Source organism: Marilutibacter maris (assembly GCF_006546735.2).
In the GTDB taxonomy this organism is placed as follows: domain Bacteria; phylum Pseudomonadota; class Gammaproteobacteria; order Xanthomonadales; family Xanthomonadaceae; genus Marilutibacter; species Marilutibacter maris.
In genome coordinates this window covers 1-13,529 of sequence record NZ_VICD02000017.1, presented here as the reverse complement: position 1 = coordinate 13,529, position 13,529 = coordinate 1, and the positions used below count along the sequence as shown (strand labels likewise).

The window sequence follows — 13,529 nt, the reverse complement described above, 5'->3', positions numbered from 1 at the left end:
CAACCGTGGTGGGCATTGTTGATCGCGCTGGTGTGGCTGGCCGAACGCTGGCTGGCGACCTCGCGCCGACGCGGAGCCCGGACGTGAGCGGCGCCGGCGGCGAACGGGATCCGTTGCGGCAGCGTTGGCGCGAGGCGCGTCTGCGGGTGGGCCTCGACACGCTGTGGATCGGGTTGCCGCCGGCGTTCGCGATCGCCGCGCTGGGTTGGCGCTGGGGCGATGTTCCCGCCGCGCGGGTAGCCGTCCTGGCGGCGGTGGCGGTGCTCGCCGCGATCGCGATCTGGCGCATGCGTCGTATCGACGGGCGCTGGCTGCAGCTCCGTCTGGACACGCTGGCTCCGGGCATGGAGGACAGCGCCGCCCTGCTGTTTGCAGAACCGGCCGGGTTGTCGCCGTTGCAGCGCCTGCAGCGCGCCCGGCTGTGGCAGCGCGTCGCCGCCGCCCCGGACCTGCGGCCAGCATGGTCGCGGCGGGCGATCGCTACCGCGTGTGCGCTCGCGGCACTGTGCGCGGCCACCGCCCTGCTGTGGCCGGTCGGTGGACAGGCGCCGACGAGCACGCGCGACGCCGGTCGGGAAGCACCGTCGGCGCAGCTCCCGCAATTGGTCGCGCAACGCCTGCATGTCGCGCCGCCGGGCTACACCGGTCTGCCGGAACGGGAGGTCGACACACTCGATGCCAAGGCGCCGCAGGGCTCGCGTCTGCGCTGGCGGCTGCGTTTCGAGCCGCAGCCCGCGGCGGCGGCGCTGGTCTTCCATGACGGCGACAGGATCGAACTGCGGCGCGAGGACGAAGACTGGGTCGGCGGACATCTCCTGGAACGTTCGACCCTGTACCGGGTCGTCGCCACCGGCACGCAGGCGCGGGATCGATCGCGGCCGCAAGCGCCGCTGCACAGGCTCGATGCGATTCCCGACCGGCCTCCGCAGGTGCGTGCGCTGGCGCCGGAAACCGGCCTCACCATGATGACGCCGGGCCAGCGCACCTGGCAGGTCGCGTTCGAGGCCAGCGATGACCACGGCGTCGATGCCGAAGCCCGCCTGCATGTCACCGTCGCCCGCGGCAGCGGCGAGCAGATCCGCTTCGAGGAAAGCGTGCGCATCCTGCGCGGCAGCGGCGAGCGCGCCCGCCGACGCTTCCAGGCCGGCATCGATGTCGCCGCGCTGGCGCTGGATTGGGGCGAGGACCTGGTGGTGCAGTTGGAAGTGCGCGACAACCGCCAACCGCGACCGCAGTCGGTGCGCAGCGGCAGCCTGATCCTGCGCCGGCCGCCGCAGCCGGTGCCGGACGTGAGAGGATTGGAGGGGCTGGCCCGGCAGGTGCTGCCGGCGTACTTCCGCAGCCAGCGGCAGATCATCATCGATGCCGAGGCGCTGCTGAAGCGGAAGCCGGCCATGACGCCCGAGCGCTTCCTCGACCGCTCCGACGCGCTCGGCGTCGACCAGCGCCTGCTGCGGTTGCGCTACGGGCAGTTCCTCGGCGAGGAGAGCGAAGGCGGTGCGCCGCCACCGCCGACCCACGACGCCGCGCAGTCCCCGGCGGCGCTGTTGCCGATCGACGACTACGGGCAACAGGCGCCGCCAACCGCGGACGGCGGTGCTGGCGACGACCACGATGACCCGCACGACGGCGACCACGACGGCGATCACGACGCCCCGGCGGGCGCCGGTCACGCTGGCCACGATCATGCGGACCCGGCGCCGGACGATGGCGTGTTCGGTCGCGACGCCGATGTGCTGGCCGAGTTCGGCCATACCCACGACCTGCCGGAAGCGGCGACCCTGCTCGACCCGAAGACCCGCGAGATCCTGCGCGGGGCGCTGCGCGAGATGTGGCAGTCCGAGCTGGAGCTGCGCCAGGGACAGCCGCAGCAGGCCCTGCCGTATGCCTACCGGGCGCTGGAGCTGATCAAGCAGGTACAGCAGGCCGATCGGATCTATCTCGCCAAGCTGGGGTCGCAGTTGCCGCCGATCGACGAGAGCCGTCGGCTCGGCGGCGACCGCGATGGCATCGCCCGGCGTGCATTGCCGGCGGCACCGGGGCGATCGGAAGACGAAGTGCCGGCCCGGGTCTGGCGCCAACTGGGCGATCCGTCGCGGGCCACGCCCGATGACGAGGCGCTGGAGGCGCTGGATGCCTGGGTGCGCGCGAACGGCGAGCGCCAGCGCGATCCGCTGGCCCTGGTCGCGGCCATCGACGCGCTGCGCAACGACCCGCTGTGCGGGACATGCCGCGAAGCGCTTGCCGGCGAGTTGTGGCGCGCGATGGCGCGTCCGCCGGCGACCGTGCCGCGGCGCGATGCCGCCGACGACGGCGGCGGACGCTATCTGGATGCGTTGGGAGCGCCGTCACCATGAACGCGAATCCTTCCGGCGACTGGCTTGTCGCACTGCTGAGCCTGGCGGTGGCCGTCGCCGTGCTGCGCTTGCTCTGGCGCCAGTGGCGCGGTCCGCAGCGTGCGCGCGGGTGGTGGCTGGCGCTGTTGTTGATCCTGCAACCGTTGTCGGCGTGGCTGCTGTACCGCAGCCTGGTGCCGCCGCCGCTGGCGGTCCGCAGCGGGACCCTGACCGTGCTCACCGCCGGCGCCACCCGCGCGCAACTGGCGGCGACCACGCGCGGCGAAGCGCTGGTGGCGTTGCCGGAGGCGCCCGAGCCGGGCGATGCCGAAGCGGTGCCGGACCTGGCGACCGCGCTGCGCCGCCACCCGGGCACGGCGCGGATCCAGGTGATCGGCGACGGACTGGAGGCGCGCGATCGCGACGCGGTCGGCGGCATCGCGTTGGCCTTCGAACCGGCCACGCTGCCCACCGGTGTGACCGGGCTATGGACGCCGTCGCGGATCGCCGCCGGTGATGGTTTCGGCATCGGCGGGCGCGTGAGCGGCGTCGACGGCGGCAGCATCGAGCTGATCGACCCGTCCGGACAGCGCGTCGCTGCGGCCAGGCTGTCGGACGCCGGCGTGTTCGAACTCGACGGCACCGCGCGCGCGGCGGGCCTGGCGACGTTCAACCTGCAAGTGTTCGACGCGGAGCACGAACCGGTCGAGCGTCTGGCGGTGCCGCTGCAGGTGACCGATCCGCCCGCGCCGCGGGTGTTGCTGCTGGGTGGGGCGCCGAATCCGGAGCTGCGCGCGCTGCGCCGCTGGATCGGCGATGCCGGCATGCCGCTGCATGCGCAGATCGCGGTCGGAGCGGGGGTGCAACTGGGCGATCGGCCGCTGCCGATGACCGTCGACGGGCTCGCGGAATTCGACCTGGTGGTGCTCGACGAGCGTGTCTGGACAGGGCTGGGCGATACCCGCCGGCAGGCCCTGCTGGCGGCGGTTCGGCAAGGGCTGGGGTTGCTGCTGCGGGTCACCGGCCCGTTGCCGGCCCGGACCCGCGCCCAGTTGGACGCGCTGGGCCTGGCGGCGGACGCCGGCACCGCCACCACCGCCTTGACCCTGCCGCAGCCGGAGGGGCTGGACGAGGCCGGCCTGCGTGCCCGTCTGGGCGGCGGTAGCGAGGACGCACCGCTGGATCTGGAACTGGTCGCCGCGCCGCCGCCGCGGCTGCTGCGGCGTGATCTTCGCTTCGAGGGCGCCGCCGCGGTCCCGTTGCGTGGACCCGCCGGCAGCGACTGGATGTACTGGAAGGCGCATGGCCGTGGCCGTATCGGCGTTTCCACGCTGGTCGACAGCTACCGCCTGCCGCTGTCCGGGCGCGGCGACCTGCACGCGGAATTGTGGAGCGCGGCGTTCGCGGCGCTCGCGCGCGGGACCGCGCAACCGCCGCGCGTCGACCCCGGCGCGCGCGAAGGGCATCGTGTCCGCATCTGCGGGGTCGGCGAGGCGGCATCGGTGACGGCTCCGGACGGTTCGACGTCGACCTTGTTGCCCGATCCGGCGGCGGGCCCGGAGCGCTGCGCCGGCTACTGGCCGCGCGTTCCCGGCTGGCATCGGCTGCTGCAGGACGGGGAAGCCTGGCCGTTCCATGTCCGCCCCAGCGGCGAAGCGCCGGGCCTGCGCGCCGCCGCGTTGCGCGAGGGCACGCTCGCGCTGGCCGGTGGCGACGCCTCCCCGAACGCGGCAGACGGGATCGTGCTGGTGCAGCGGCGCGGCGCGTCCTGGCCGTGGTGGCTGGCGTGGCTGGGCTCGGTCGCCCTGCTATGGGGTCTGGAGCGTTGGCGTCGCGGTCTCGTGGTGGCAGGATGACGGCGTGCGGTCGGCAGACCCGGACCGCCAATCTTTGAATCAGCCGCCCGCGGCTCCCAGCACAAGGAAGTAAACCGGATGCCGGTACCGGCGAATCGCAATCGACCTCATTGCAGTCAAGCTCGTCGCAGCCGAGCCTGGGCGCCGTCGCGCGCGCTTGCCGGTCGCCTGGCCGCGGGACTGCTGGCGCTGTCGCTGCTGGCGGCATGCTCGCAGCAGTACCCGCATTCCGCCAGCGGCGGGTCTTCCGCGAGCGAGGCGGTGGACGCCGACGGCGCGATGCTGGCCTACGAGCATCATGTCGCGATCCAACTGCCGGCGGCGGACATCGTGCCGCGCCAGCGCGCGGCACAGGCGGCGTGCACGGAAGGCCGCTTCGGCAAGTGCGTGGTGCTCAGTGTCAACCAGCAGGGCGGCGACTACCCGTCCGCCGGCCTCACCGTGCGGATCGTACCGGCCGGGGTCGAGCCGATGATCGCGCTGGCCGGCGACGGCGCCGAGATCGGCAGCCGCAGTACCCGCGCCGAGGACCTGGCGGTGGTGGTACGCGACAACGCGCTCGAACAGGACCGCCTGAGCCGCGAGATGCAGCGTCTGCAGGAGTTCCAGCAACGTCGCGACCTGGCCGTCGCCGACATGATCGCGTTGTCCGAGCGTCTGGCCGCGACCGAGGCGCAACTGGCCGCGGCCGAGCGCGACGGTGCCCAGCATCGCCGTCGCATCGATACCCAGCTGCTGACCCTGTCGTTCGCGCCCACCGATGGCCAGGTCGGGCGCTCGGAGATCATGCAGGCGGTCGACGATTTCGGCAGCACCCTGTCGACGGGAACGGCGTGGACGATCCGTGCGCTGGCGTTCCTGATTCCGGCCGCGCTGCTGCTGGCGATCGTGGTGGCGGTGATCAGGCGCCTGCGCAGGGCGCTGCGGCGTCGCCGCGGCGCCTGAGCGGCGCGACCGCGTTCAGCGTTCCTCCTCGACCTCGAATTCGACCATCACGTCAAGGTCGAAGGCCAGCGTCTCGACCGCGCGACGGACACGGTTGGCCGAATAGGCGTTCGACACCTCGATCTCCAGTTCGTGCACGCCCGGGCCGCGGTCGTCCGGCAGTCCGGCCGAGCTGGAGTCGGGGTCGTCCATGTGCGGCATGAGGTCGGCGACCTCCTCGATGTGGTCCACGCCCTCCAGGCTGGACAGCAGGTTGGCGATCGCGCGCGCGCTGTCCTCGTTGCCGTTCACCCGCAGCCGCAGCAGGGGCATGTCCGGTTCTCCCGATGGCCTGCGCTCAGGCTAGGCGGACGCCGGCTAAGGGCGCGTGATGGCGCGGGCGGGCGGGACCGGGGCTGTCACGCCACGCTCAAGGCGGGCGGGTTAGCGTGTGCGCATGAACGCCACCTCCGACACGTCGTCTCCCGCATCGGTCACCCTGCGTCCGCTGGAGCGCGACGACCTGCACTTCGTCCACGGCTTGAACAACAATCGCAGCGTGATGGCCTACTGGTTCGAGGAGCCTTACGAGTCCTTCGTCGAGCTGGAGGAGCTGTACCGCAAGCACATCCACGACCAGTCCGAACGCCGCTTCATCATCGAGAACGACCAGCGCCAGCGGGTCGGCCTGGTCGAGCTGGTCGAGATCGACCACCTGCATCGCCGCGCCGAGTTCCTGATCATGGTCTCGCCGGAGGCGCAGGGGCGCGGCTACGCGCGCGCGGCCACGCAACGCGCGATCAACTACGCGTTCCGGGTGCTGAACCTGTACAAGCTGTACCTGCTGGTGGACGTCGACAACGCCCGCGCGATCCGCATCTACGAGGGCGTGGGCTTCATCCGCGAGGGCGTGCTGATCGACGAGTATTTCAGCGACGGCCGCTACCACAGCGCGATCCGGATGGCGCTGTTCCAGCATCAGGCGCTGGCGCCCGACGACGCTCCCGGGCGCGCGGGCGGCTGACTCACTGCGCCGGTTCGGGCTCCCGGGTCGGAATCGGCACGTTGCACAGGTCGATGTGCCCGGCCGGGCGCTTGTAGAAGTCGTCGCGGCGGTTGCGGCGCGCCTCGACCAGTTCGTCGAACAGCGGGGTGTCGGTGCGCAGCACCTGCAGCGGCGAGCGTTCGGCCTCGGGCAGTTCGGACGCCAGCTTGATCGAACGGATCGGCACGTACTGCGTCGGGTGCTCGTAGAAGCCGAGCGGACCGGTGCCGCGCGGCAGCACCGACAGCCGCTCCATGCCGTCGATCACCCGTCCGACCACGGTGATGTTGCGGTCGAGCTGGCGCGGCGACTGGCCGATCACCACGTACAGCTCGCTGCCGTCGCTGGAGTCCGGCTCCAGGTTGCGTCCGGCGCCGACCGCGCCGTAGCAGTGCGTCATCCAGGCACGCCCCTGGGCGGGATCGCGCCCGGCCGGGAAACCGTCGGCGAAGCCGACCTGGGCGGCCCAGCCGTCGGGATCGGGCAGCCGGTGGAAGGCCAGGCCGTCACTGGCGCGGCTGAACTCGGCCGGCAACCTGGCCTTGGCCGAGCCCAGCGGCTTGCCGGCCTCGTCCTCGCCGCGCGGGTCGCCCCACTGGACGACGAAGTTGTCCTGCGAGCGCTTGATCGCCATGCCGTCCCAGTAGCCTTCGCGGGCGAAGGTGCGGATGTTGCCGACGTGCTCGGGGGCGAACGCCGGCGCCAGCTCGATGATCACCCGGCCGCTGTCCAGCTCCATGTACAGGGTGCTGGCGGGGTCGGGGGTGCGCCAGTCCGAGGGCTGCGCGGCATCGATGATTTCCTGCATCGTGCGCGGCCTGTCCGCCTCCGTTTCGGCGGCCGGGGCCGGGGCGGCGGCGACAAGCAGCGCGGCGGCAAGGGGCAGGGCGAGCGCGGCACGGATCGGATCAGGCACGGGTGACTCCCTTCTGTGGCGATGGACGGTGGCGGTTGGGCCGTCCCGATTCTGCCCTATCCGCGTCGGTCTCATCCGCTCCGGCGCGCGGCCGGGGGAGGGGGCATGACTACAAGCACATTCACTATAGAGAACTAAGCACTAGTATCGAGTTCAAGCTAGCAAGCCAGCGCTGGCGCCCACGTCAGGCCATGGAGCCCGCCGCCGATGACCGATCTCGAACTCCAGTTGCGCAAGTTCCACAAGGAGCTCAGTGCCGGCACGGTCTCGCTGACCCTGCTGGCGGTGCTGGCCCGTGCCGAGGAGCCGATGTACGGCTACCAGATCGCCAAGCGCCTGGAGCGCGAGGGCGACGGCGTGCTCAGCGGCAAACAGAGCGCGCTGTACCCGGTGTTGCGCAATCTCGGCGCGGCCGGCCTGCTCGACAGCTTCGTGGAGCCTTCGATGTCCGGGCCGCCGCGGCGCTACTACCGCATCACCGACGTCGGGCGCGACGCCCTGCGTGACTGGGTCGCCGCCTGGCGCGCGACCCGAGATTCCGTCGATTCCGTCCTGGGGGGACTTCCCGAATGAATGCCACCGTGCTGCCGACCACCATTCCCGAATACCTCGACCAGTTGCGCCGGGCGCTGGCAGGCGCCGATCCGGCGCTGATCCAGGATGCGCTGTACGACGCCGAGGAATACCTGCGCTCGGAGATGGCCGAGCAGCCGGGCAAGTCGGAGGCCGAGGTGATCTCCTCGGTCGCCGGCAGCTATGGCGCGCCGGAGGAGGTCGCCGACATCTACCGCGACACCGAGGTCAAGGTGCAGACCGCTCTGCGGCCGCCGGCACCGCCGCCGAGGCGTTCGTGGCTGGGCCGCTTCTTCGGCGTGGTCGCCGAGCCGCGCGCGTACGCGGCGCTGTTCTACATGGTGCTGGCGCTGGCGACCGGCATCTTCTACTTCACCTGGGTGGTGACCGGCCTGTCGGTGTCGGCGGGCATGCTGGTGCTGATCATCGGCATTCCGCTGCTGATCCTGTTCGTCGGCAGCGTGCGGCTGTTGTCGCTGGTCGAGGGGCGCATCGTCGAGGTGATGCTCGGCGAACGGATGCCGCGGCGACCGCTGTACAGCCCGCGCGGCATGCCCTGGATGGAGCGCATCAAGCAGATGTTCACCGACCCGCGCACCTGGGGCACCTTCGTGTACATGCTGCTGATGCTGCCGTTGGGCATCGTCTACTTCACCACCGCGCTGACCCTGGTCTCGACCGCATTGACCCTGATCGTGGCGCCGGTGGCGGTGTGGACCGGCTGGGCCGAGGTGAGCCTGGCGACCGACGTCGAGGGCGTGCTGTTCGTCAGCGATGGCGTGCTCAGCACCTCGCTGGATCCGTGGGCGTTGCCGCTGATGCTGGTCGTCGGTGTGCTGCTGCTGTTCCTGACCCTGCACGTGGCGCGCGGCATCGGCTACCTGCACGGACAGTTGGCCAAGCACCTGCTGGTCAAGGGCGCGCAGCAGGCATGAGCGCCGGGCCACGCGGGCCGCGAACGGAGTGTGCGCAATGTGGCCGGGTTAACAGAAGCGATCCCGGTTCCCCTCTAGGGTGACGCGGCGGACACCGGTCCGCGTTTCCAGAACATCCAAGGAGAACAGAACATGCGTCGCATCAGGATTGTTGCCGTGGCATTGGCTGTGGGATTGCTGGCCGCCTACTCGTTCAGCGCCACCGCCAGCTGGCAGGGCACCTGGAACTACTACAACGAGGAAGGCGCGCTGGTCGGGCAATGGACCGCCGGTTGCGGCGAGCAGGACGGCAGCTGGGGCGTGAAGACCAGCAACCGCAGCTTCACCCAGGGTTGCGCCGTCGATATGTAACGACGCGCCGGCAACGCGTCGGAAGGCCCCGCCGATGCGGGGCTTTTCTTTGCCCCGCGCATCGCCACCCGGGTGTATCGAAACGGTGGCGGACGCATGAGGACAGCGCCACAAGAGCGGAACGCCCCGTGCGGGGCGTTCCGCGTCGTTGCCGGCCGGCCTGGAATCAGTTGCCGGTCACCAGGGTCAGGTCGAGACTCTGCAGCAGCGGATTGAGCGGCTGGAACAGGCTGTAGCCATTCGGATCCGGGCAGCTCGTCACCGCCGTCGGACCGCCGGACAGGACGCCCTGGCCCTGGCCGGCGGCGGTGATGAACGAACCGCCGGAATCGCCTCCCAGCGAACATGTGGAGGCCCTGGACAGGCCGGAGATGCTGCCGCCGCCCTTGACGTACCTGACCGAGGTGTTCTTCTCGGTGATGGTGCCGCAGTGCCAGCCGGAGGTGCGGCCGGAGCGACAGACCGCGGCGCCGATCGGCGCTTCGATGCTGCCTCTGACGGTCACGTCGCCGTTGCCGTAGCCGTAGACGATCGGCAGCAGGTTCTGCGTGGAGTTCAGGCTGACCCAGGCGCGGTCGCCGTCGTACTTCTTGCCTTTCACGTCGTAGGAGGAGGCCGCGAACGTACCGACGTTCAGGCCATCGATGGTGACGCTGTCGCCGGCGTTGCCGCAGTGGCCGGCGGTGGCGAAGCCCTTGCCGGTACCCTGGGTGACCGCGAATCCGACCGAGCACAGGAAGCGATTGTTGATGGAGTACTCGATGCCGCCGCGGATGTCCGCCTGCAGCTGCGGCGCGTCGATGCGTTCGAAGCGCACCAGCCCGGCGTCGATACCGCTGAGGGCGACGAAGTCGATGCCGTCGCGCATGGCGCCAGCGGCCTTGTCCACGCCCACGACCACGCGATTGCTGCGGGAGTCCACGCCCCAGCTGTGCACGCCCGAGAACGCGCTGTCCGAGTTGGAGTAGCGTTCGTTGGTGGCATCCAGCTGCCGTATCGCGGCATCGAGTTCGCGCATGCTGTATCGGGTATTGCGGATTTCCACACCATCCGGCGCCCTGCCGGCATGGGCGGCGGCGCTGCCCACCACGTACTTGAAGCTGCCGTCGGTGCCGCGCTCGATCCAGTGGCCGGCGTAATCGCGGCCGAGCTGCCGCTGCAAGGCCTTGGCCTGGCGTGCGGCAAGCCGTTCGGTTCGGATGTACTGCGCGACCTCCCGCGCGGACAGGCCGAGGTCGCGCTGCATGGCCCGCTGCAGGGTCGGGTCGATGGGATTGCCGGCCAGGGCCGGGCCGGTGGCCGCAAGCAGGGCGATGGCGAGCGGGGCCGCCACGGTCAGGGATGCTTTCATCTCGGGAGATTCTCCGGAGTCGGGGTTGTGCGGGGGAACCGGAGAGTCAAAAGCAGTACGTGGATGCGGTCGATGAGGAGAGGCTCTCGCCTGTATCGCAGAGTTCTCAGCTCTCTCTCTTTCTTGAATTGAAACGCGACGAAGCCGGCATTTTCTGCCTGGCAGGATGTTCGGACACCGGTCTGCGATCCGATCGCGTCGGGGCGCCGGGCCTGGACAACACCCGTCCGTGGCCGTGAGGACGGGCGACGCGTTACCGCGAACGGCGCAGGCGTGCCCGCAACCCGTCGCGGACAAGCCGCCATGCCTGCTGCAGGCCCGGGCCGGGATCGTCGAGCCGGAACGCGTGCAGGTAGCCGTTGCGCCATTGCCGCAGCGCCTGCCACCAGCCAATGCGCGATTGCGGCGGCGCATGCAGCACCGCCTGGATGTCGCCGGCCAGGCTGATGCAGCCGACCCCGCTGCGGTAGTCGCGGTCCGAGGGTTCCACCGCCAGACCGAGCGCGTCGCGCCAGGCCATCTCGCAGACGTTGACCCCGCAGCGGGCGGCGAACTCGACGTACCACCAGGCGCGGGTGTTGATCTCCAGCAGGCGGAAGCGCCCATCGCGCGGATCGCGCTTGAACTCGGCACTGAAGATGCCGCGGTAGTGGAGGGTGGCGAGCAGGCGGCCGAGCTCCTCGACGGCGCTGCCCATCGTCGCCAGCGGCGTGGTCTCGCAGTACGAGCTGTTGCCGAAATCCGGCGGATGGATCCGGTGCCGGCGGCGCGCCAGCAAGCCGCTCAAGCGGCCGTCGCGGTCGCGGAATCCATCGATGAAGTAGTGCTGGTCGGCGCCGCCGGGAATGTACTCCTGGGCGACCATCTCGAAGCCCTGCGCGTGCAGACGCGTCCACAGGGCCTTGCAGGCATCGCGGTCGCCGGGCCACAGCGCCTTGTGGCCGGTCGCCTTGGAGAACCGTTGCGAGTCGATCGGCTTGAGGAACACGCGGTCCAGTCGCTGGAACGGTATCCGGTCGATGTCGTCGGCGCTGTCGATCGCGAACGTGGCCGGATGCGCGACCCCGTTCTCGTGCAGACATTCGGCCAGGTGGCGCTTGTCCTGCAGCGCCTGCAGGGTCGCCAGCGAACTGGTCGAGGCGGGAAAGCGATGGGCGAGGGCGCTGCCGGCCAGCCCGGCGACCCACATCGCGGCGTCGTCGGCCCCCGGGATCAGCACTGCGCGCGGCAGCGCGACCGCGTCCAGCGCCCGATCCTGGCTGCCGTCGATCTCGCCGTTCCAGCGGGGACCGGGAGGCGGGGCGTACCAGCGCGAGCGGGTGACCAGGTCTCCGTCCGGGCAGGCCGCGTAGGCCTCGATGCCGGCCATCTTCAATGCGCGCAGCGTGCCCAGGCCGGTGAACCCGCGCGCGAGCACGATCGCCGGCGGCATCGGGTCCGCGGTCGCGGTCGGCGACGCCGCCGGAATGGTGTTCCCCTGTGATTCGATGCGCCCCATGACACCGGGAACAACGCAGGGGCTCGGCGGATGCGGTCAGCGCGCCGGTCGTTGACGCGGGTTCGCGCACGCTTGCGAGGCGTGCGCGACGATCCTCAGCCGGCGTACTTGGCGATGAACTCGCGCACTTTCGGATAGACCTGGGTGCGCCAGCGGCGGCCGCTGAAGATGCCGTAGTGGCCGGCGCCCTTCACCTCAAGGTGCTGCTTGTCCTGCTTCGCGATGCCGCTGCACAGCGTGTGCGCGGCGCGGGTCTGGCCTTCGCCGGAGATGTCGTCGAGCTCGCCCTCGATGGTCAGCAACGCGGTGTCGCCGATCGCCGACGGGTCGACGCGCTCGCCGGCCACCTCCCACAGGCCGCGCGGCAGCAGGTGTTCCTGGAACACGATCCGTACGGTGTCGAGGTAGTACTCGGCCGGCATGTCGAGCACGGCGTTGTACTCGTCGTAGAAGCGGCGGTGCGACTCGGCATCGTCGAGGTCGCCCTTGAGCAGGTCCTGGTAGAAGTCCCAGTGCGACTGCGCGTGGCGCTCGGGATTCATCGCCATGAAGCCCATGTGCTGCAGGAAGCCGGGGTAGACGCGGCGACCGTGGCCGGGGTAGTTGGCCGGCACCGGGTGGATCACCGTGCTCTGGAACCACCACAGCGGCTTCTCGGTGGCGAGATTGTTGACCGCGGTCGGACTTTCGCGGGTGTCGATCGGGCCGCCCATCATCACCATCGAGCGCGGGGTCTTCTCGCCGCGCGCGGCCATCAGCGAGATCGCCGCCAGCACCGGCACGGTCGGCTGGCAGACGCTGATCACGTGCAGGTCCTCGGCGCCGATCTGGCGGATGAAGTCCTGGACGTAGCCGACGTAGTCGTCGAGGGTGAACTCGCCCTCGCTGGTCGGCACCATGCGCGCGTCGACCCAGTCGGTGATGTAGACCTTGTGGTCGCGCAGCAGGGTGCGCACGGTGTCGCGCAGCAGGGTGGCGTGATGGCCCGACAGCGGAGCGACCACCAGCACCGGCGGGTCGTCCTTGAGTTCCTTGAGGTTGCCGGCGTCGTCGGTGTAGCGCTTGAAGCGCAGCAGCCGGCAGAACGGCTTGCGCGCCATCTCGCGTTCGATCACCGGGTACAGGCTGCCGTCGATGTCCAGCGAGTGGATGCCGAACTCGGGCTTCTCGTAGTCCTTGCCGATCCGGTACAGCAGTTCGTAGCCGGCGGCCATGCGGGTGGCGCCGGGCAGGCTGGACAACCAGCTGCCGGGAGCGCCGAACATCTTGGCGCTGGCGTCGGCCCAGTAGGTGACCGGGGCCATCCAGGCGCGGCCGAGTTCGTGCATCTGATAAAGCATCATCGGATCGCTGTCTCCAGGAGGCGCGCCACACGGCACGCTACTGCTGCGGTGCAGCATACCGAAACCGGATGTCGGCTGCATTAACGCCGCGGATCGCGGCTATGCTGGTCCGGTGGCCACCGACACCTCCGAGATCGCGCATCTGCTGGAGCTGTTCGAGCTGCCGGTGCCGCTTTCGGCACGGCGCATGTTCGGCGGCTGGGGCGTCTACGCGGGCGGGCTGATGTTCGCGGCGGTGATCGACGGCGAGCTGCTGCTGAAGACCGACGAGCAGACCCGCGAGCGCTTCGGCGCGGCCGGCTGCGGCCCGTTCATGTACCGGATGCGCGGCCGCGAGCAGCCGATGAGCTACTGGTCGGTGCCGGCCGAGGCGCTGGACTCGGCCGAGGCGATGCGGCCGT

The 13,529-nt window shown here is 70.6% G+C and carries 13 protein-coding genes; 8 read left to right on the top strand and 5 right to left on the bottom strand.

Annotation, left to right across the window (positions count from 1 at the left end; genetic code table 11):
• Positions 1–83: 83 nt before the first annotated feature.
• From FKV24_RS01825 to FKV24_RS01815, 3 genes are all read left to right on the top strand, one after another.
• Entirely contained in the window at positions 84–2,357 is a 2,274-nt protein-coding gene (locus FKV24_RS01825; RefSeq protein WP_249040869.1) for a hypothetical protein, read from the top strand.
• The gene (locus FKV24_RS01820; RefSeq protein ID WP_141480983.1) at positions 2,354–4,192 is read left to right on the top strand and encodes a carboxypeptidase regulatory-like domain-containing protein; all 1,839 of its coding nucleotides are present in this window, start codon (positions 2,354–2,356) and stop codon (positions 4,190–4,192) included. The genes FKV24_RS01825 and FKV24_RS01820 overlap by 4 nt, the downstream gene beginning before the upstream one ends.
• A gap of 78 nt (positions 4,193–4,270) precedes the next feature.
• The gene (locus FKV24_RS01815; protein WP_141480982.1) at positions 4,271–5,137 is read left to right on the top strand and encodes a DUF4349 domain-containing protein; all 867 of its coding nucleotides are present in this window, start codon (positions 4,271–4,273) and stop codon (positions 5,135–5,137) included.
• Between the two features lie 15 nt (positions 5,138–5,152).
• Here the strand turns inward: FKV24_RS01815 and FKV24_RS01810 are convergent, their stop codons facing one another.
• Entirely contained in the window at positions 5,153–5,449 is a 297-nt protein-coding gene (locus FKV24_RS01810; protein ID WP_111266955.1) for a hypothetical protein, read from the bottom strand.
• 124 nt (positions 5,450–5,573) lie between these two features.
• Here FKV24_RS01810 and speG point away from each other — a divergent pair, with 124 nt between their 5' ends.
• Positions 5,574–6,140 carry a spermidine N1-acetyltransferase gene (speG, locus tag FKV24_RS01805; protein WP_111266954.1) on the top strand — a complete coding sequence of 189 codons (567 nt, stop codon included), beginning with the start codon at positions 5,574–5,576 and terminating at the stop codon, positions 6,138–6,140.
• Between the two features lies 1 nt (position 6,141).
• Here speG and FKV24_RS01800 read toward each other — a convergent pair whose 3' ends face one another.
• The gene (locus tag FKV24_RS01800; RefSeq protein WP_425481558.1) at positions 6,142–7,077 is read right to left on the bottom strand and encodes a peptidylprolyl isomerase; all 936 of its coding nucleotides are present in this window, start codon (positions 7,075–7,077) and stop codon (positions 6,142–6,144) included.
• 207 nt (positions 7,078–7,284) lie between these two features.
• On the opposite strand from FKV24_RS01800, the gene FKV24_RS01795 reads away from it, so the two are divergent.
• The 3 genes from FKV24_RS01795 to FKV24_RS01785 all read left to right on the top strand — a co-directional run bounded on the left by FKV24_RS01795 (position 7,285) and on the right by FKV24_RS01785 (position 8,936).
• Positions 7,285–7,650: a PadR family transcriptional regulator gene (locus FKV24_RS01795; protein ID WP_111266952.1), complete on the top strand. Its 366-nt coding sequence runs from the start codon at positions 7,285–7,287 to the stop codon at positions 7,648–7,650.
• Positions 7,647–8,585, top strand: a complete 939-nt coding sequence (locus tag FKV24_RS01790; protein ID WP_111266951.1) for a sensor domain-containing protein — start codon at positions 7,647–7,649, stop codon at positions 8,583–8,585. Before FKV24_RS01795 ends, FKV24_RS01790 begins: the two co-directional genes overlap by 4 nt.
• A 132-nt stretch (positions 8,586–8,717) precedes the next feature.
• Complete coding sequence (locus tag FKV24_RS01785) at positions 8,718–8,936, top strand: DUF6289 family protein (RefSeq protein ID WP_141480980.1); 219 nt, start codon at positions 8,718–8,720, stop codon at positions 8,934–8,936.
• A 166-nt stretch (positions 8,937–9,102) separates the two neighbouring features.
• Here the strand turns inward: FKV24_RS01785 and FKV24_RS01780 are convergent, their stop codons facing one another.
• The 3 genes from FKV24_RS01780 to FKV24_RS01775 all read right to left on the bottom strand — a co-directional run bounded on the left by FKV24_RS01780 (position 9,103) and on the right by FKV24_RS01775 (position 13,125).
• Positions 9,103–10,287 carry an alpha-lytic protease prodomain-containing protein gene (locus tag FKV24_RS01780; protein ID WP_170288173.1) on the bottom strand — a complete coding sequence of 395 codons (1,185 nt, stop codon included), beginning with the start codon at positions 10,285–10,287 and terminating at the stop codon, positions 9,103–9,105.
• Positions 10,288–10,540: 253 nt separating this feature from the next.
• Positions 10,541–11,719, bottom strand: coding sequence for a hypothetical protein (locus tag FKV24_RS19095; RefSeq protein ID WP_170288172.1), 1,179 nt, complete (start codon positions 11,717–11,719; stop codon positions 10,541–10,543).
• Positions 11,720–11,880: 161 nt separating this feature from the next.
• Positions 11,881–13,125: a polyhydroxyalkanoate depolymerase gene (locus FKV24_RS01775; RefSeq protein ID WP_111268118.1), complete on the bottom strand. Its 1,245-nt coding sequence runs from the start codon at positions 13,123–13,125 to the stop codon at positions 11,881–11,883.
• Between the two features lie 115 nt (positions 13,126–13,240).
• On the opposite strand from FKV24_RS01775, the gene FKV24_RS01770 reads away from it, so the two are divergent.
• Positions 13,241–13,529, top strand: a 289-nt coding sequence (locus FKV24_RS01770; RefSeq protein WP_211371750.1) for a TfoX/Sxy family protein, incomplete at its 3' end; no start/stop codon positions are given.